General features: G+C 41.8%; 19 protein-coding genes. 11 read left to right on the top strand and 8 right to left on the bottom strand.

What is annotated here, in order from left to right; translation table 11 throughout:
- Position 1: 1 nt before the first annotated feature.
- Together FD724_RS33035 and FD724_RS33030 are read right to left on the bottom strand one after the other, a co-directional pair.
- The gene (locus tag FD724_RS33035; RefSeq protein WP_179075940.1) at positions 2-625 is read right to left on the bottom strand and encodes a hypothetical protein; all 624 of its coding nucleotides are present in this window, start codon (positions 623-625) and stop codon (positions 2-4) included.
- 55 nt (positions 626-680) lie between these two features.
- Positions 681-932, bottom strand: a complete 252-nt coding sequence (locus FD724_RS33030; protein WP_179075939.1) for a hypothetical protein — start codon at positions 930-932, stop codon at positions 681-683.
- A gap of 140 nt (positions 933-1,072) precedes the next feature.
- Here FD724_RS33030 and FD724_RS33025 point away from each other — a divergent pair, with 140 nt between their 5' ends.
- Together FD724_RS33025 and FD724_RS33020 are read left to right on the top strand one after the other, a co-directional pair.
- Positions 1,073-1,264: a hypothetical protein gene (locus tag FD724_RS33025; protein ID WP_162398260.1), complete on the top strand. Its 192-nt coding sequence runs from the start codon at positions 1,073-1,075 to the stop codon at positions 1,262-1,264.
- A gap of 2 nt (positions 1,265-1,266) precedes the next feature.
- On the top strand, positions 1,267-1,845 hold the full coding sequence (locus FD724_RS33020; protein WP_179075938.1) for a siphovirus Gp157 family protein: 579 nt from the start codon (positions 1,267-1,269) through the stop codon (positions 1,843-1,845).
- Between the two features lie 314 nt (positions 1,846-2,159).
- Here the strand turns inward: FD724_RS33020 and FD724_RS33015 are convergent, their stop codons facing one another.
- Positions 2,160-2,723, bottom strand: a complete 564-nt coding sequence (locus tag FD724_RS33015; RefSeq protein ID WP_179075937.1) for a Uma2 family endonuclease — start codon at positions 2,721-2,723, stop codon at positions 2,160-2,162.
- A gap of 123 nt (positions 2,724-2,846) precedes the next feature.
- Between FD724_RS33015 and FD724_RS33010 the strand changes: the two genes are divergently transcribed.
- The 6 genes from FD724_RS33010 to FD724_RS32985 all read left to right on the top strand — a co-directional run bounded on the left by FD724_RS33010 (position 2,847) and on the right by FD724_RS32985 (position 7,211).
- Complete coding sequence (locus FD724_RS33010) at positions 2,847-3,491, top strand: hypothetical protein (RefSeq protein ID WP_179075936.1); 645 nt, start codon at positions 2,847-2,849, stop codon at positions 3,489-3,491.
- 5 nt (positions 3,492-3,496) lie between these two features.
- The gene (locus FD724_RS33005) at positions 3,497-3,934 is read left to right on the top strand and encodes a hypothetical protein (protein WP_179075935.1); all 438 of its coding nucleotides are present in this window, start codon (positions 3,497-3,499) and stop codon (positions 3,932-3,934) included.
- A 146-nt stretch (positions 3,935-4,080) separates the two neighbouring features.
- Positions 4,081-4,905 carry a hypothetical protein gene (locus FD724_RS33000; protein WP_179075934.1) on the top strand — a complete coding sequence of 275 codons (825 nt, stop codon included), beginning with the start codon at positions 4,081-4,083 and terminating at the stop codon, positions 4,903-4,905.
- Complete coding sequence (locus FD724_RS32995; protein WP_179075933.1) at positions 4,878-5,636, top strand: hypothetical protein; 759 nt, start codon at positions 4,878-4,880, stop codon at positions 5,634-5,636. Before FD724_RS33000 ends, FD724_RS32995 begins: the two co-directional genes overlap by 28 nt.
- Positions 5,620-6,312 carry a hypothetical protein gene (locus tag FD724_RS32990; RefSeq protein WP_179075932.1) on the top strand — a complete coding sequence of 231 codons (693 nt, stop codon included), beginning with the start codon at positions 5,620-5,622 and terminating at the stop codon, positions 6,310-6,312. Before FD724_RS32995 ends, FD724_RS32990 begins: the two co-directional genes overlap by 17 nt.
- The gene (locus FD724_RS32985; protein ID WP_256874666.1) at positions 6,309-7,211 is read left to right on the top strand and encodes a ThiF family adenylyltransferase; all 903 of its coding nucleotides are present in this window, start codon (positions 6,309-6,311) and stop codon (positions 7,209-7,211) included. Before FD724_RS32990 ends, FD724_RS32985 begins: the two co-directional genes overlap by 4 nt.
- Before the next feature lie 76 nt (positions 7,212-7,287).
- Here FD724_RS32985 and FD724_RS32980 read toward each other — a convergent pair whose 3' ends face one another.
- Positions 7,288-8,007, bottom strand: coding sequence for a response regulator transcription factor (locus tag FD724_RS32980; protein WP_179076018.1), 720 nt, complete (start codon positions 8,005-8,007; stop codon positions 7,288-7,290).
- A 751-nt stretch (positions 8,008-8,758) separates the two neighbouring features.
- Here FD724_RS32980 and FD724_RS32975 point away from each other — a divergent pair.
- Positions 8,759-9,901: a hybrid sensor histidine kinase/response regulator gene (locus tag FD724_RS32975; protein ID WP_179075931.1), complete on the top strand. Its 1,143-nt coding sequence runs from the start codon at positions 8,759-8,761 to the stop codon at positions 9,899-9,901.
- A 128-nt stretch (positions 9,902-10,029) separates the two neighbouring features.
- Here the strand turns inward: FD724_RS32975 and FD724_RS32970 are convergent, their stop codons facing one another.
- Both FD724_RS32970 and FD724_RS41265 read right to left on the bottom strand, forming a co-directional pair.
- Entirely contained in the window at positions 10,030-10,356 is a 327-nt protein-coding gene (locus FD724_RS32970; protein ID WP_179075930.1) for a hypothetical protein, read from the bottom strand.
- An 85-nt stretch (positions 10,357-10,441) separates the two neighbouring features.
- On the bottom strand, positions 10,442-10,573 hold the full coding sequence (locus FD724_RS41265; protein WP_256874665.1) for a hypothetical protein: 132 nt from the start codon (positions 10,571-10,573) through the stop codon (positions 10,442-10,444).
- 35 nt (positions 10,574-10,608) lie between these two features.
- Here FD724_RS41265 and FD724_RS32965 point away from each other — a divergent pair, with 35 nt between their 5' ends.
- The gene (locus tag FD724_RS32965) at positions 10,609-13,980 is read left to right on the top strand and encodes a hypothetical protein (RefSeq protein WP_179075929.1); all 3,372 of its coding nucleotides are present in this window, start codon (positions 10,609-10,611) and stop codon (positions 13,978-13,980) included.
- Between the two features lie 60 nt (positions 13,981-14,040).
- On the opposite strand, the gene FD724_RS32960 is transcribed toward FD724_RS32965, so the two are convergent.
- Both FD724_RS32960 and FD724_RS32955 read right to left on the bottom strand, forming a co-directional pair.
- Complete coding sequence (locus tag FD724_RS32960; protein WP_179075928.1) at positions 14,041-14,247, bottom strand: hypothetical protein; 207 nt, start codon at positions 14,245-14,247, stop codon at positions 14,041-14,043.
- Positions 14,248-15,144, bottom strand: a complete 897-nt coding sequence (locus FD724_RS32955) for an Rpn family recombination-promoting nuclease/putative transposase (protein WP_179075927.1) — start codon at positions 15,142-15,144, stop codon at positions 14,248-14,250.
- A gap of 402 nt (positions 15,145-15,546) precedes the next feature.
- Here FD724_RS32955 and FD724_RS32950 point away from each other — a divergent pair, with 402 nt between their 5' ends.
- Positions 15,547-17,571 carry a hypothetical protein gene (locus tag FD724_RS32950; protein WP_179075926.1) on the top strand — a complete coding sequence of 675 codons (2,025 nt, stop codon included), beginning with the start codon at positions 15,547-15,549 and terminating at the stop codon, positions 17,569-17,571.
- Positions 17,572-17,593 lie beyond the last annotated feature (22 nt).

Here is a 17,593-nt window from a genome sequence, read left to right as displayed (position 1 = left end):
TTTACTTTGCCATTTTTGGTAAATAAGACTGACGATAATTGTTCTTAGCCATCAGCCTAGCCTCACGCTTTGTCCACTGTTTTTGTAAAGGAACATCAGCCAATCTTTGTAATAATATGAATACACTATCATCTCCAGTCAACCGAGCGATGATTTGAGCGATCGCCTTACAACAACTCCAAGGATGACGCACCACCTGAACTTCTGCAAATCTCACCACACCCCAATTGCGCTCTAAGAAAAAACGGTTACGGATTTTATCGTCATCAACATCAATGCAGTGGTGAGGTTTACCTGTATCTCCAGCATAAGGTTCATCAATCTCAATATCGAGAGCCAACCCAGAAAACCGATGGTAAAGGATAAAATCAGCCGAGTAACGTCTAGACGAACCAGGAATTTCAAATTCCACCGCTTGACAGATAAGATTCTCTAGAAAAGCACACAGTAAATGGCGAAAAAATTGCTTTTCACTGACACCTTGTTTGGCCGTACCATTTCCATTTGGTAATTGAACGCATCCTTGAAACGAAGCTTTCAAATGCTCCTGACTTGTAGAATCTTTAGTGTATAAACGTCTCACTAGTGGTGGATAAAGAATAATTGGATAGTACCCAGTAAACATAACCACACGTTTGTTAAACTTTTAGCAATCAAGAAGAACAACATCAAGACAATAACTAGAATTTATCTAATCTAATATCCTTCCAAATATCAGAAACTTGCCATCCCGTCTTACCAACAGAAAGGACTATAGGATTATTACGCGCTGGAATATAGTTAGCTTCCTTATTACTTCCACCTATTTGTGGCTGTTCTTCAAGCATTGGTTCTTGCATATTAATAATGTCAATTTGAAAATTCTGTTCTTGTGTTTCCTCGATGATTTTTGTTTCTTGGAGTAGCTTTTCCGATTTTTTGATGAGCTTCATATCTATTTGTAGTTTTAACGTTTGACATTGACAAAATAACAATAATCTGAAATTAAGTTAATTCCTAAAAATTTGAGAGAATACCAACACAGATAGGTGCGCTATCGCGCCAACATTGATGGTGTTAAACAACCAAAGCAATGCAACAATTAACAGCAATTTTCACGAAAGTTAAAGCGCAATTGGTTACTCCTCCCATTTCAAATCTTCACCCTACACAAAAAGTCACTTCCAATTTATCTTTCAATACTAATTTAGATTCAGGCACTATAGCTATCTTAGAACAGATTGAAGCTGAATATGAATACTACCAAGCTTGTGAGGAGTGGTAATCATGAATTTAGCACTCGCTCAACAATCCTTAGCGGGACTTTCCCAAACTGCTGCTCATCTCTGGGAACAGCTAACTAATTGCCAGACTCCTGAAGAAGAAGTTGAGATCATCACCGCTATTTGGGAAACTCAGGAAGTTCAGGAAGAAGTTGTTGATATTCAAGCAGAATTAGCATTGCAACTGGATGCTGAAATAACGGCTATTAAGCAACGACTAGAACATCTAAAAGTTGTACATCAATCAGCACTATTAAGACTAGAACGCTGGCGACAAAAATTAGATGAAACTATTTTAGAACAAACCGCCGCAGGAATTCTACCTGAGCAAATGATTGGTAATTCACTTCGCATCACAATTCAAGAAAATCCGCCCAGTTGTGAGGTGCTGATAGATGCAGAACAATTGTCTCCAAAATACCGCAGAGAAAAGACTGTTTACTCAGCAGACAAGAAAGCTATTATTGCTGCTTGGAAGAAAGGTATTCCTGTAGATGGCACTCACATCATACGTAAGCGCCGAGTTATCTATGCTTTGACAGCAACAGCAATTCATGACTTCAAAGACTCTCTTTTAACTTAACAATAGCTTTAACTAACTTATCAGCCAACAGCAGGGATTTTACTGTTTTGTTGGCTGCTACTTATACGTCAACTAAAAAGTTTTTAGAAGTCAAGACAAGCGGACATTTCAGGTAAATACAGAGAGGGAGCAAAACAACCTATTAGTTAGCATTTCAGGCGATACCCCTAGCTCAGAAGCAAGCGATGTCTGGTGACAAGCCTCATAAGCATCTACGCTCTTAAACCAATGGTGAATACTCCTGATTCACGATGGCTGAAACTCCTGTTTTTACGTTATCAAAAATTTGTAGAGAACTTGTTTTAGCTGTTTCTCTAACTGCTCATTTTTAGCCAACCAAACACAGTCGTAACAGTTAACTCCAAGTCTATCCCGGCTAACACTGGCAAACGCTCATCACCCTGTAAAAGTTCTGGTTGCTGATTTGGACGGAAGACCAAAATTGAACGATCTTCTGGGTCTATCAACCAACCTAATTGGCAACCATGATCTAAGCAATAGAGAATATTGCCTGTGACTCGATTTGAACTTTGTTCGGGAGAAAGAATTTCAATTGTCCAGTCTGGAGGAACCAGAAAATCGTTGGGTGCCTCCCCATCAGCAGCAAAGGGAATACGTGACCAGTTGAAAACCGCTACATCAGGTACTACTGAGCGGATACCAAAACTACAGCGCAGTTCTGGAAAGGCATAAGCAACATGAAGGCTTTCGGCAACATCGTTGATACTGTTGCACAGCCTTAACTGTAATCGGCTATGCTTCCCTTTTGGCATTGGCTTCTGAATAATCTCACCATTAATGTAAACGCTTGCAGGCTTTGTTTCTGGTAGCTTGAGAAACTCCTCCAGGGTCAGGGATTGGGTAATTACCGTAGACATGGCTCAGTCGAGAAAAGCAAAGGGGATATGTTTTAGTCTAGCAGTACCTACTCTCAAAAACAGTTTCTACTTCTGGCTACCGCCACAACTGCTTGCACACCAGTTAACAAGGCCAAAAAAGCTATGACTACAAAATGGCTAACACCAGAACAGGCCATTGTCAAAGCCAACCTTACTGTTACATCTGAAACCTTAAAATCTTACATTTCAGAACAACAGGGAAAAACCACTGCTGAAGAACAATTTCAAGCTTTAGGATTGCTATTTGACAGGGAACGCTTGCGTGCAGGTAAAGCTAACTTTTTACAACTTTTAGAACTAGTAAGTGATGAGAATAGCTACGCCGAAGATGAAATCGACTCTCATCACTTAGATGACGATGACATAGAAACATCTGCTACCAACAAGGTAAATCAACTAGAACCATTTATTTTCGAGCAATGCAAAGTTCAAATTGTCATCACTTTACTACCTACACAACAAACAGGAGATAGACCTGTAATGATTGCTGCTAGCAGTCACGGTGATTTCCCTGTAGTTACCATGCTCAATCAAGAAGAACTCGGTGATTTTCCACCTGCAATTATTCAACTACTGGACGAACTGAAAGCCGATTTTCCTAATCGCCAAATTCGCCGGAATATAGCCCAGACTAAAGCTGTCAAAACCAATAAACCGCCCACTACCCAGACTCCAATTCGCACTGAAACTGCTAGCTCAGATACTACTAAACCAGCAAGTAATACTACGCAAATTTCACTTTTTTAAATGCCATGACTACTACAAATAGTAACAAATTACTTGTTATCTACGAAGGTCAACAACACTGGATTCCAGAAGCGATCGCCTTTGACGACCAATTACTACGCGATGCCTTCACTCCTCTTTGCGCTGAACTGGCAAACGCAGACATTGAGCGGAAACCAGGAGAACCCATTCACATCATCAAGAAGCCCGGTAAGAAAGGTGTTTTTTCTCTAGATTCCCTAATAGTGGCTCCTGAAGAAATCAACCCCGCAGTCCAAATGTGCTACCAAATGCGTCAACGTCAGGTCATCACTGGAATTGACTGGCAAAATGCAGGACAGCTATCAGTTCAAATTGAAGAGGCGATCGCAGCTGGGACAGAATTTTCTCAGTCACTCAACCAAACCCTAAAATCCCTAACAGCCTGCACTCCTACATCTAGCGTTATCCCTGAAGGTTTTTGAGTGCTGATAAAAGGAGTTGGAAATTGACTTGAGGGGTAAATTATTGTCCAAATTACAGCAGTTTGCATTTCGGCTGAAGTAGACCCCATACCCTACCTGCATCTCTTCTTTAATTCCAACCCCCATAATAACGAGTTGTACAAAATATGTCTCACCTCGTACCCCTCAGTATGGCAGAGGCAATTTATAGTCTTTATCAGTGCCAATTTACCTTAGATGCCACAGAATCACTTGATTATCTGGAAACCCAACTCAACATTTACTCCTTACTAGCACTGTATCAGCACTACTTTTCTACTGAATGGAAAGCCAGCCAAGCCACTATTTACCCACCTACAGATGTAGATTGCCATAGTCCCAGAGAACTGGAATTCATTGTACTGATTTACACTCATCTGTTTCCGTTATCTCACTGGACTGTAGAAACAGCCTATGAACAAAGATTGCACAGCATTCCTATTACCCCAATGGGTATTGACTGGACAATGGATGGAGAAATTGAACATCTCAAAGATGGTTGGCAACTACTTTTACCCTTTAGCCATGACAGTCGCCGTTGGCTTGATGACATACACCCAGAAGGTAGCGATTGGTTTGATAGTGAATTTGCAATTTACGAAATTACGTACAGTGACATCGACCACCCAGACAAAATTGACCACAAAAAACTGAAACGCCAGTGTCATCACTTAGGTAATCCTTTAAAGTTTCTGCCTTTAACTTTAAAGCTGCTAGACCATGAAACTAAAAACCTTTGGTTGGACGAGTACGCAGACGATTATTACTACCAACCTGACCGCACCTTTTTACCTTGGTCAAAAGCATCTATTGATTTGCTCACCAGAAAATGGCAGCAAGCAAACCGAATGCTGAACTGTGCAGCCAACTTAATTGATTGGCTAGAAGCAGACTTAAAACCTCATGCTCAAATCCTACTAAAACTATGGAAACAAGCATTGAAACCACGTTAATCGACGTTACATCCACAGCAATTCTATCCAGCGAGATTCTACGAGCAATTTTGGCAGACCCTCCCCGGAAATCTCCAGTAATTCAAGCAGAATTGCTGTTTTTGGATGGTATTTACATCTTCCACCACCGAGATAAAGAAATTGCCGATGCTCATATTTACAAATGTATCTCACCGGCAGCCCTAAGAACTGCTTTCAGCAATGAACCAATTGATACTGGTTGGATGGAACCAGGAATTGTGCGTTGGGGTACGGGCAGTACAGACACATATTTGGTAAAATTTATCCCACCAGCCACTCATACAATCAATTGCGATGAACTTGGATCTTTAACCGTTCCACTACCTGCAATGGTGTTTGTGGGCAAGGGATTAAAATATTGGGTTTGGGCAATTCAAGAACAGGAGTTTACTCCTCAAGCAGAAGCTTTTCATGTGCCACTACCCAATGTCTACAGTTCTGGACAGGTGTGTTGGGGAGTGAACGAACCACCTGCTGCTAATGGTCTATCAATTAACCATGCTTGGAATTTGTTTATTTCTACTATTTTCACCAACCATTTAACAATAAGTAAATCACAAAAATACCGCAAGGATGTTCGCCACCAACTTCTAAAACTGCACAAAAGATGTAGACACGCAACCTATCCTGTATCTGACCTTGTGCCTATCGGCAATCAGAAAAGTGTCGCTATGCTTGTGCAGGAAATCCTCGATGAACCCATTACTTGAAGGTATTATTGGTTACAAAATTGTCACAACTTCATCTCTGCTAACACACACCAGCAGTGGACTAGAGTACCTTTATGCCGGAAATGGCATCTTTGCTAGAGCCATTCGTCCTGGCATAGAGGTATTAATGCCTATTTGCTTGTGTTCCCAAACTATCAAAGGGCTACCTCACCTAACACCTTATCTCAAAGTCACTCCCTTAATTCCCAAACCGCTACTACTGGAAATGTGGCGGTCGAGTTATCAAGCTGGCAATCAATTTTATGAAATTCTCTTTCACCTCCACTGTACTGATGCAGGCTGGGATTTACAAGTCCCAGAGCAAATTCAAACTCCAACTAGCTGCCAGCCAACTCATTCTGGCAGTGACTCTTCCCACCAGAAAGCGGCTGTAGACATCCATTCCCACGGTTCCTTACCTGCCTTTTTCTCTACCACCGATAATGCTGACGAATCTGGCTTTCGGATTTATGGAGTACTAGGTAGAGTTAATACACTGAAACCAGAGATTAAAATCCGGGTTGGACTGTTTCGCCACTATTGGGATGTACCTGCTAAAGCAGTGTTTGACATCGACCGAGACTTTTTTATGGTTGATGTCTCACTTTCATCTGACTGTAAATTTTACAGTACCGATGTACCGCCTGTAAATGTGATGGAGAAGCTATGGAGGTGAATTTCAATTTAGCAAATGCCTGTCCCCTCACCAATACTTATATCAACTTAACCAACTGTACTATGGAGCTAAATCTTGATTTGGCAAATGCTTCTCCTGTCGTGACTGTCAACTACTCGAAGATAGAACTGTGGCTAGTTGGGTGCGGCGGTACTGGTTCTTGGTTGGCTCCTTCTTTGGTTCGGTTAGGTAGAGTTCTTTCTCAGCAAGGTAAACAGGTGAAACTCTACTTTGTTGACCCGGATCATGTTGAGTCGGCTAACGTTTTACGCCAGTGCTTCTGTGATGCAGAAATCGGACTCAACAAAGCCAAAACGTTGGCGGTGCGCTACTCCCTGGCTTGGAAGATGCAAGTTACAGCGATCGCTCAACCTTTCCAATCTAAATGGATTGTTCCCAGTTACAATACCCTGATTGTTGTCACTGCTTGCGTAGATAATGCCAAAGCCAGAAAGTCAATTACCCAAGTACTTCAGCACAACACTCATCGCGCTGCGCCTCACATTTGGCATTTGGATTGCGGCAACTCCAAACGTAGTGGTCAGGTACTATTAGGTTCCCATCTGTCTACTAACCCCAATGACTATGATTTCGAGGCTTTAGGCTGCTTTCGCTTACCTGCACCAACTATACAGCAACCTGACTTACTGGTTTCACAACCAGAAGAGTTGGCAGACAACAACTTGTCCTGTGAACAAATGGCCTTGCTCAATAGCCAGTCCTTGAGCATTAACCAGCGAGTTGCTGCGGAAGCCTTTGATTATTTGTTGCAACTGACGACGGGGAAACTACGACGATTTGCTACTTATTTCGACTTAGAAAGTGGTAGCGGAAAATCTCTGTATACAACGCAAGTCAGTATTATGCAGGCGATTCTCCTGGGTCACTCCTGTGCATAGGCGTAGCCTGTCGTAGATATTGCTCCCCTCTCAAGTTAATAACCAAGCACTGTACAGTTGCTTCTGTACAGTGACTTCAATTGAGCAAACCAGCCCGCAACGCTAATACAGCCGCTTGAGTGCGATCGCTTGCACAAAGCTTGTTCAAAACCCCACGCACATATACTTTTACACTTCCCAAGCTGAGATAGAGTTTCTGGGCAATCTCGTTATTGCTATAGCCTTGGACAATTAACTCCAAGACTTCCAATTCCCGATTTGTCAGTGGATCTGCTTGCAGAATGCTTGCTTGCTCTGGGTCAATTGCAGAGATCGTCACCGTTTGAGTAGCATTCGGTTTTACCGCCGCCGCCGCTCCTTGACGAGTATGCTTGAGAACAATACGAGCGATCGCTGGATCAATCCAAGACTGACCTTCATGGGTGATATGCAGCGCTTCCAGCAACAACTCGAACTTAATTGTCTTCACACAGTAAGAGTCTGCCCCAGCTGCAAACGCTGCCAGTACCATTTGCTCCTTGGCAAACGAAGTAAGCATTATTACTTTAGTTTGTGCAGTAGTTTCCGACACTAGAGATTCCCGAAACTGCTGCACCAGCCATATTCCGTCTCTATCCGGCAAGCCAATATCAACGATCGCTATGTCTGGTTTTGTACTTTGGAGCAGTTTCAACCCATTGGACGCTGTAGCTTCATCACCTACGACTTGAATACCTTCTTGCTCGTTGAGAGAACTACGCATTCCAATCCGCGTTAAGCTATGGTCTTCAATAATTGCTACTCGAATATCTCCCATCATTTACCTCAGCAGCTTGGTAACTATACTTTCTTAACTGTCGAATATGGTTTCAAGGAAAGGATTACTCCATTGGACGAAAAATTTTAGCTATTCAGCCAAAATGTGGCTATTGAGATGCAAAGTGGCATTTCAATGTTATTAAACCTCATCCAGGTTGAAACCAGTAGTTTTTACAGTATTGGCTGAACAGTTTATATATCAAAGGCTACATATCTCAACTAGCTGTTGAAAAAACTCCAGTGTTCAAAATGGACATCGTTTAATCTGAAAATTCTCTGAAAAAATCTTCCTAAAGTATAAAAAAATATAAAAGCACTGAAGTTAAACTGAAACCAATACAGTTTATTCTGACTTGTGTCCACATCACACTTAGAGGAGGATGTAGCTTATCTCTAACCGAGAACCCTGGCTCTTACACATAACATAGCCAGATTAACAATTTGTAATTACGAATTAGTAATTACGTTATGCATGGGAATTTAGACCACAATCATAAGGTTGTGACCTGTAGAGATAGGAGACTATAACCAGTTTCTTAATTACCAATTACGTACCTTGTTTCTCGCTGGAGGCGAGTATTACGAATTAGTAATTATGTTGAACAATGCCTTTTTTAGAAAATTTTGATGAATGTTAATCGCCACGTAGTGGTTAGCATGGCGCTTGAAATTACACTTTCCCCAACGAAATTCAGCTTGACTACTCTATTTCTCTACTCGGAAGGGATTAGGTTTATTAAAGGCGTTTTATGAAGAACACTTTATCTTTGAATATAACTTCAGAAGAAAGAAACCAAAGAATTCTGCTAGTGGATGACTCAGCTGACAGCCTCCGCTTTCTGCAAGTCACTTTAAAGCTGAAGGGATACAACGTGACCATAGCCAACAGTGGTGCTGAAGCATTGGTACAAATTGCTGAATCTCCTCCCGATTTGGTAGTGCTTGATGTGGTGATGCCGGAGATGGATGGCTACGAAGTTACCCGACAAATTAAACACAATTCAAACTTACCTTTTATCCCAATTTTGCTGGTGACAGGTTCTGAAAAATCAAGTGTTGTTAAAGGTTTAGATGCAGGTGCAGATGAATTTATTCGCAAGCCTGTAGATAAGAAGGAATTACTGGCCAGGGTGCGGGCTTTGCTGAGACTGAAACACAGTATGGACGAACAACTGTTACTCATTCAGCGACGGGAAGATTTTGTGACCCGCCTCACTCACGACCTGCGAACTCCGCTGATAGCTGCTGACCAATTCCTAAAGTTGCTGCAAAGAGGTGTTTTTGGCAATACCTTATCAGCAATGCGTGAATCTTTAGAACAAATGGCTCAGAGTAACCAAACTTTGTTGTCAATGGTCGATACCTTGTTAGAAGTTTACCAGTATGAAGCTGGAGGCAAAACTTTGGATTTCTTTGTGGTTGACCTGTGGGAATTATGTCAGCAAGTAGTGCAAGAACTAATGCCTTTGGCCGATGTTAAACATTTAACTCTCAAAGCTGTCTTGACAAAGGGTACTGAAGCTTCTTTAGTTAGAGTTAAAGGCGATCGCCTGGAACTACGCCGACTTCTGACTAACTTAGTTGGTAATGCCATTCGCTTCAGTGATGCTGGTTCAGTAGAAGTTCGCCTCAATTCCACTGTTCAAGGGGTAAAGATTGAAGTAGAGGATACAGGTATTGGCATGAATCCAGAAGAACAATTACTCTTATTCGATCGCTTTCGACAGGGCAAGCATCAACGCCGGGGGAACGGTTTAGGATTATATTTGTCCCGTCAAATTGTTGAAGCCCATCAAGGGAATATCTCTGTTTCATCGACTGTAGGCAAAGGCAGCATTTTCACAGTTTATTTACCTGTGGAAACAGCTTATTCAAAAATGTTATCAGCATAAAAAGTTTGGTAAATCGAGCTTAAGGATTTGCACCGAAATAACCTACCTACTTTATCAAAAAACTGATAATCAAGGCTTTCAGTTATTCAAAAAGGTAACTTATTAATGCGTGCCTCTTAAGGGAAGTTTTACCAAGATTCATCTGGTTCAGGTGGACGCCAACCACGAGTAGTTGAACTTTCATCACCTAGTCTATCAATTGCACCAGGATTGCTATTGAGGAATTCATCTAAATCTTCATATCCACTTGGATAATAAAAACCTGATGTAGGTTTGATAGGATTTTCCTTAATTACTATGCTTTCACCAGGTTTGAGATGAGCATATTCGGGGTAATGCTCATCTTGGGATATATCATCAGAAGGAGTGATCAACTCATCTCCTGGTGAATCTGGGTCATCGTCATAAAGCATTACTAATAAACCATCTTCTAGCCGTTGAATTCTTTTATTCATAAAATCTAGTGGTAGCTTCAAAATTGTGTAGCCTCAGTAACACAGTGGAACAATGATAATACGATTAAAAGCACTGTTCAGCTATTTAACTTTCTTGGGAGTCTGCTAGCAGAGCTAATACCGTATAAAATACCGTCTGCCATGAAATCAGTAAATTATCCACTTGGATGATTTTATCGAGTGTAATTTCGTGCCAAGGTGAATATTGGAGTCTCATGCTTGCTAGATAAGCTATCTAATAGATTATTGGTAATGGATTTAACCACTAGAGTCTTAGAAGGTTCTGGTCTGAGTATATCTATCTTTGATGGGTCGTATAACAATGGTAAGGGAAGATATTTATCTGAACCAGAAATCATTAAAAATTCTCTGCTCGAACAGATGTTTGAAGCAGAAGATTTACAATCTCTACTACTGGTTAAAATTGACAGTAAAAATCCAGATGCCAACCATTTAAGACAAAGAACCTTTCAGGATGGAATCCGACGCAAGTTAGCTTTCAGTTCTGGCAATAGTTATTACTTTGCTGATGGTTCACTGCATAAAAAAATTAGACGCTTATTCGCTACAGAACCCGATACTGCCTGTCGCTATGGTTCTTTACTAGTTAGTAATTGCTACAAAGGCTCAGAAACTTTTACAGGGCTGCGAGTTAAAATTGTGGACTTTGAAGATCCACAGTATGCTCATTATAAAACAGGAGACTGTCACGGCAAGATTTCGCCCCAACTTGCCAAACAATTGGGAGGAGAAGGCAATTGTCCATTCCAATTTCGGTTCGCCTGGAGAAGTAATTGGGCTGAACCAGATAATTTCGAGTGCCCAAAAACCAGCTTCTTGTCCAAAGGTACTTTCCTACCCGATGCCAATTTGACTGATGCCAAAGGGTACGACATTATTATGGATCGTTCCTCAATTAAAGGCATTAAAAAGTCAGAACTTAAAAACTTAATACCCTGCGGTGACTATGAGTTTCCCCAAGCGGTAATCGGTAATCGAGGTAACGCCAAAGCTACCAGCTACGATAATAGTTGGCAATTTACCATTTGGTACTCAGAAGAAGCAATCAAAGAAGATTTGAGCAAACCCACCGAAGAGAAAGCTAGAGAACTTGCCGAGTTACAGCGTAATCCCTTGGTGTTGGCAAAATACATCATCCAACAATATGACAAACAACAGCGATCGCAGCAAGAGCAGTCAGAAGAAGCTTTTAACGAAATTGAGGGTAATGCTAACAATCAAGCGCAGGAATCTCGCTGGATTTCCCTATTACGCAGCGATAAATATGGTCAATTGATTGAAACCCCCAAATTTCGCAAGTTTGCCACCGATTACATAGCCAATCAATGGCGTGACCTAGCAATTAAGGGAGGATACAACCATAATTCGGGTATGGCAATGCCATGCGATCGCCTAACTCGTGGCACAATCTGTGTACCTCATCTACCGGAAGGAGATGTCATTCTCACCCGTTACCCCATCGTCAACTCAGACAACATCCGCCTCTACCAAAATATCCACGATCCAGAATTGAGGAAAACTCGCAACGTAGTTTGGATTCACCCCAAGGATGCTGAGGAATACCACCAAGCCGATTTTGACGGCGACCAATTAATGGTCAGCCCTGCCAGTAAACTGCCTAATATTGCTCAAGAAACTCTCCGCGCAGGTGAACCGGGAAGATTTGAGCCAGTTAAACAACGCCCTAAGCTGGCGTATACGGAAATTACAGATGAAGAAGGCAACTTAAAATACAAAAATTTAGCAGAGATTGCTGCTGCCAGCAGTCAAAACAAAGTAGGGCTAGTAGCAACAAACATTGGACGTGTACAGTCATCAATGCCCCACGACGGGGAGAATGTAGAGCGATTTGAAAAACGACAAAGGAAGCTACTAAACCGTCTATTTCAGGCACTTCAGGTTGAGGTAGATTCGCCCAAAAGTGCAGAAAGATTGGAAGATATCAAGGAAATAGGTGGGGAAAATTTGCTCGCCGATGCCAAAAAATGGTCAGAGTCTCACCCCAGTTACTTTTTTGACTTTAAGAAAGATGAACGGCTTTATCGCTCCTTTGCCATGCCTGCGGATGCTCCCGGCTCAATTAACGTCATTGCAAGAGTTGTAGTCAATCCTGTGTGGGAACCAACACGCATTCGCAGCAGGGATAGGCATGAGTTTCGCTACCTGTTTCCCAAAGAGACGCTATCTGTAGATGCCTTGGAATGGGCAGAAGAACTGAAAACAAGGTTTCAGCAAGCTAGAGACGAAATTAAGGAACGGGTGGGAGATGACAGGGAAGCCTTTAATGAGGAACTAGGGAAGCTCTACGAAAGCTATCGGGCGGAAATTGATGAATTATTCCCCACTTCAGAGGAACGATTTGTAAATCCTGCGGACAGGCTCCGCCAATGCGTAGCGTCTCGCAGAGAAGGGGCGGCGGCACTGTGGAACACACAACACACCCGTCCAGAATTAGATCGGCATCGCAAAGACTGTTTAAAGCTGGCAGAACAGATGGAAATTACGTTTTCGTTTGAGCATGATTATGAACTGCCAAGCGTTGCATTACCACAGGATATTTATGTTTTGAGTGTTCCTTTCGGTGCAGGTGCTATTAAATGGAAAGAATCTTTAGAACAAAAGGGAATTAAATTTGATGCCACTATTCATCCTCAATTACCTCTGATTGAATTTGCTTTGAAAGACTTATCCCCCAAAGTAGTTGATAAATTAGCAGCTAAATTTGGCGAAAACATTAACGATTTAGATGAACTTAATATCCCGAAGAATTTGAGAATTATTCCTCCAGCAGATCATAGTTGGGCAACATCACGTCAGGATTCAGGTGTTGGTGCTTTGGCATATAACCTGTTTACAGAGGAAGTATGTCAGCAGCTTCAGGATTTTCAGTTTGATGAAATTAAAGTGTTGGGTATCAAATACAATCACTTCGCCAATGAAAACTTTGCTAGTAAGCAATGGAAAAAGCGCAGCGTTACTTTGGAAGTGGGAGTTTTTGAGTTACCCGAATCTCATCCAGAGCATTATCGTTACAACGGTACACCGATATTACAGATTGATGGCAAGAATTTAGGCACTTTTGCTCCCGACAGCCCGAAACTGCCGATTGGTGCCACATTTGCAGCTACTTTGCAACCAGATGGCTCTAGTATTATCCTCAAGGTTAATCCTGAGTCAATCAATCTGCCAGAAGTTCCATTACCGGAATCAGAACCAAAGTTAGATACTGCTGGGCGATTCCGAGCCATTCACCGCGAACTCTGGCGTAAAGAAATGTTTGATAATTTAGTAGGAGCGATCGCTACTACCTACGAACAGCGACAAGCCAATCAATCTGCAAGTAATGAAATTGAGCAGTTTAAAATTGGTAGCCATTGGACTGCTTATGTGCAACCCAGTGGTGATTTTATTGTGCGAAATGAAGGTAAGCGGACGATTTGTCGAGGTAATCTCCAGACGGGTGAGGAGATATTTCCACTTTCAGAAGAACGTGCCAGTGAGCTAGAAGTGATGATTTTAGAGAGGGAACGATTACTTCACAGAAAACATGAGGTATCAAATAATGGACACCATGTTAGCAGTCAGGATATAGAGTTGAACTAAAGTGGTAAAGGAGATTATTTAAATGCGTAAAATAGTATAGGCGCTTTTATCAAATTACGATTACCTTTGAAACCGCGATAATAATTTCTCACGGTCAGCTTGTAAAAGTGAATCCATATATTCATCGGGGGACAATTGTAACAAAGCGGGAATAATGGCTTCTAAAGAAGCATCAATATCCCCAAAGCGCAGCTTTAAAATTTTAGTAATAGTTGCCCTTCGTTCTTTCTGGATACCTTCTCGTTCCCAACTCGTTACCATTTCCATTTACGATTGTCCTAGAAAACGCAATAATAACTCCTCACGGTCAGCCTGTAATATTAAGCCCAAATATTCATCTGGTGACAACTGTAACAAAGATGGAATAATGCCTTCTAAATCAGTATCTAAATTACCAAATCGTAACTTCAAAAGCCCTGAAATGACTTTTTTTCGTTCGGCTTCCGCACCTTCCTGTTGCCAACTGGTAACAATTTCCATAACTTCCTCCCGTTCATCTAACCCCATTGTACTAATAGCCGCTTGAAAAACCTGCTTCTCAGTATCATCCAGCCGTAAATAAGTATCAACAAATCCCGAAATTAATTGCATCCGCGCTGGGTCTAACCTTAAAGTTGTCAGCAACCGCAAACATTCCGCCTTCACCTGCGGACGTTCTGACACCGCAATATTCATCTTTGCCATCAACGCCGCCGCCACTGGATTGTGTTGCGTTAGAAAATCCCGCCAATTTAAACGATTCAACTGAATAGCTGCAAACTGAAATTCCAGCACCTTGAAGTCGCCAAAGGTGACACGATAATTTTGAGGTTCAGCCCGTTTGGGTTCATCAAAAGAAAAAATCACAACTGGGTAAATCGCTAAATCATATTTTTCATGGAGACGCGCAAAATACTTAAACATCCGCTTCGCAAATGCTGTCTCAGTATAAGATTGATTTTCAACGTGAATTAAAAAACAAGTGTCTTGTTGCTGATAACGCACCTGTGCCAGCAAATCAATTTCTTTCTTTTCTCCAGATGTGACATCAGTAAACACATCTTGGGGTAAAAACTGAATGGAATCGCGGTCTATTTGGCTGGCTACTTGAGGCAGGAATAAATCGAGAAACTCAACAAAGAATGTAGATATTAATTCTTTGAAAAGCCTGTCATGGTCAATCATCCTAGCAACTCCTCCAACACATCCAAATTTCCGCATTCGGCACAAAAATATCTTCTGGGGACGCTTTGTATACTGATGTATATTTTAGCATTTTTCACACTTTGAACAATAGCATCTTTATTACTTTTACTGTTAATTACCTACATAAAATTAATACAATTATGCAAAGCGCGCAGTTCTGATAAATGTTTACAATAATATAGATCACTGCTGGGAACTTTTTTTTCAGATTCATCGTTTATTCTGAGTCATATCAGAAAAGTAGCTTTAGGATATTTGTTCATAAAACTGTTAACTGTCAACATTAGCCAACTGGACAACTTATAAATCGCCATTTGGTCTAGCTGTTTCCAGATCAAGCCTTGTTAGGTTAACTCTTAAGGCAATCAGCTTTGAGTACCTATGGCTACCAAAACACTGACCAAACCTAAGCAAAGACAAAATTCTCAAAATCGCTCATGGGATAACCTGACAGATCGCCGCAAACTCCGCCATATTGAAAACACATTGGATAAAGCGATCGCATCCTCAATTCAGGATGATTCTATCCAGTCCCACGAGGACTTTAAAGCCTATGTAGAAAATTACAGCCAGGAATCGGGTAAAGCCCCCATCACAGTAGAACTCTGTGTAGGAGGTGGGGATGATGACGAGATTAGAGGCTATCGCTTTTACCTCACGAATGATCCGAACCACAGAACCAGTGGCAAATACCTGATTAAAAACCTCGAAGGAATTACCAGCAAAGATGAAAACTACTTCACCCCTTCTAACATTGCTGAAATTTGCGGTTTTGCTGAAACAGAACTAGATGATCTCGATGATGAATTAGAAGATGACCTGCTCGATTTAGATGAAGAAAATGAAGAAATAGATGATACAAACGATGAACTAGACGACCTATTAAATGACGATTTCAACACTAAACTTGACGACCTAGATGACTTAGGTGAAGAAGACGAGCCATCTGTTAGTCGTGTTAGCGCAGCCCAAACTAAAACTCAAGCCAAAACTTCAACTAAAACCCAAAGTAATTCTCAGCCTAAAACACAAGCTAAAACTCAGGACAGAGCTAAGACCAATAAAACTGCTGCCAAAAACTCCAAATCCAGAGAGCCTCTAGACGAAGCTTCGCGTTTAAGTGCCACAGCTGCCACCAATGGACGAGAAGTAAATGGGGTGAATTTGGCAGGCTTAACAGGTCAACTGGCATCTCTGGGAATTGCGGTGGGACAAGGTGTTTTGGAACAGCTAGCAGCTGAAGCTGATGAAAAGCGGCTTGAACGAATTCTCAAAGAACTGCAACAGCAGAATGACCGCGTAGATAACATAGCCAGTCGCTTGCAAGAAGCAAAGCCGGACTCACCAGAGTCTCAAAAGTCTCAAGATTTTCAAACTGTATCTGAAGAATCAGCCGCAAACAATCCACTGGCTGTAGCTGCTACCAAAATCGGCTCGAAAGTAGATAATCTTGGTTCCCAACTAGACCCCAAATACCAATCTCAACCATTTGAATTAAATAAGGATGCCAGCGTCAGCGAACAGCTTGACCAAATTGAAGCCTACCTGAAAGTTCTTTCCAAGCGACTTGACCGTTTAGAAATGGTAGTTAGCCGATTGGAAAAACAGATGGTAACGCCACAAAATAATTCTACTGTTGTCGAGTCAGAAACTGATGCAGATATTGTCCAACCTAACTCTGCTAACCAGCCACCAGCAGACGTTGACATTTTAGAACATCTGACGAAACGCCAAGCACAGCAACAACAAGCTGCCTGTGCCGATGCTTTAGTAGGGTTTGCCAAAGTTGCTGGTGAGTTATTTGACCAATCACCCCAAGCAGGTATCGCCATTTCCAGTAACAAAACTTTATGGGTAGAGCCACAGGACAAACAAGTAGCCATCGCCTTAGAAAATACCCAAGGTGAAACACTCTTTGCTGGTACTCGCACTCAGGGACAGTGGGCGATCGCACAAGACAATCTTAGCCCTGATGAAAAGACGGGCATCTGCAAACTGCCACAGTCGAAAGAAGAATACGCCCTCAAAGCCAGTACCCAAGCATTGATTCAAAAATTTCAAGAACAACTACCTAATCGATTTAACAGCAACGATGAACCGACATTCACCTGGACTGAAAAGGGCAAAGTCAAGTACGAGTTTGAAGTAGTAAAACTGCCCAATGGTACACGGCTACTTCAAGGATTTAACCCTAATCGTAACGATGAACAAGTGCTTGATGCCGTTTTAGTACCAGGGCAGCCCCCAGAGATTTTGCAGTGTAGCATCCCCCTGCGTGAGATAGAAACGCTACTGGACAATCAGCAATCAACTCGCTCTACCCAAGCCCAGACTGATAAAGATACTGCAAGGCAACGCCAGAAACAAACTCAAAGAAAAGCCAGCAAACCAGAAATGCAAGTTTAATTCTACAAACGAGAAGAGAAAA

The sequence above is a fragment of the Nostoc sp. C057 genome (genome assembly GCF_013393925.1).
In the GTDB taxonomy this organism is placed as follows: domain Bacteria; phylum Cyanobacteriota; class Cyanobacteriia; order Cyanobacteriales; family Nostocaceae; genus Nostoc; species Nostoc muscorum_A.
The sequence above is the reverse complement of the archived record's forward strand: the minus strand, read 5'-3'. Positions and strand labels throughout refer to the sequence as shown.

Bases quoted from the DNA above. Each gene is read 5' to 3' on its own strand.
- FD724_RS32960 (WP_179075928.1), bottom strand. From the start codon at position 14,247: ATGGAAATGGTAACGAGTTGGGAACGAGAAGGTATCCAGAAAGAACGA.
- FD724_RS33010 (WP_179075936.1), top strand. From the start codon at position 2,847: ATGACTACAAAATGGCTAACACCAGAACAGGCCATTGTCAAAGCCAAC.
- FD724_RS32955 (WP_179075927.1), bottom strand. From the start codon at position 15,144: ATGATTGACCATGACAGGCTTTTCAAAGAATTAATATCTACATTCTTT.
- FD724_RS33015 (WP_179075937.1), bottom strand. From the start codon at position 2,723: ATGTCTACGGTAATTACCCAATCCCTGACCCTGGAGGAGTTTCTCAAG.
- FD724_RS33030 (WP_179075939.1), bottom strand. From the start codon at position 932: ATGAAGCTCATCAAAAAATCGGAAAAGCTACTCCAAGAAACAAAAATC.
- FD724_RS33035 (WP_179075940.1), bottom strand. From the start codon at position 625: ATGTTTACTGGGTACTATCCAATTATTCTTTATCCACCACTAGTGAGA.
- FD724_RS41265 (WP_256874665.1), bottom strand. From the start codon at position 10,573: ATGAGACTCCAATATTCACCTTGGCACGAAATTACACTCGATAAAATC.
- FD724_RS32965 (WP_179075929.1), top strand. From the start codon at position 10,609: ATGGATTTAACCACTAGAGTCTTAGAAGGTTCTGGTCTGAGTATATCT.
- FD724_RS32980 (WP_179076018.1), bottom strand. From the start codon at position 8,007: ATGGGAGATATTCGAGTAGCAATTATTGAAGACCATAGCTTAACGCGG.
- FD724_RS32950 (WP_179075926.1), top strand. From the start codon at position 15,547: ATGGCTACCAAAACACTGACCAAACCTAAGCAAAGACAAAATTCTCAA.
- FD724_RS33025 (WP_162398260.1), top strand. From the start codon at position 1,073: ATGCAACAATTAACAGCAATTTTCACGAAAGTTAAAGCGCAATTGGTT.
- FD724_RS33000 (WP_179075934.1), top strand. From the start codon at position 4,081: ATGTCTCACCTCGTACCCCTCAGTATGGCAGAGGCAATTTATAGTCTT.
- FD724_RS33005 (WP_179075935.1), top strand. From the start codon at position 3,497: ATGACTACTACAAATAGTAACAAATTACTTGTTATCTACGAAGGTCAA.
- FD724_RS32990 (WP_179075932.1), top strand. From the start codon at position 5,620: ATGAACCCATTACTTGAAGGTATTATTGGTTACAAAATTGTCACAACT.
- FD724_RS32975 (WP_179075931.1), top strand. From the start codon at position 8,759: ATGAAGAACACTTTATCTTTGAATATAACTTCAGAAGAAAGAAACCAA.
- FD724_RS32970 (WP_179075930.1), bottom strand. From the start codon at position 10,356: ATGAATAAAAGAATTCAACGGCTAGAAGATGGTTTATTAGTAATGCTT.
- FD724_RS33020 (WP_179075938.1), top strand. From the start codon at position 1,267: ATGAATTTAGCACTCGCTCAACAATCCTTAGCGGGACTTTCCCAAACT.
- FD724_RS32995 (WP_179075933.1), top strand. From the start codon at position 4,878: ATGGAAACAAGCATTGAAACCACGTTAATCGACGTTACATCCACAGCA.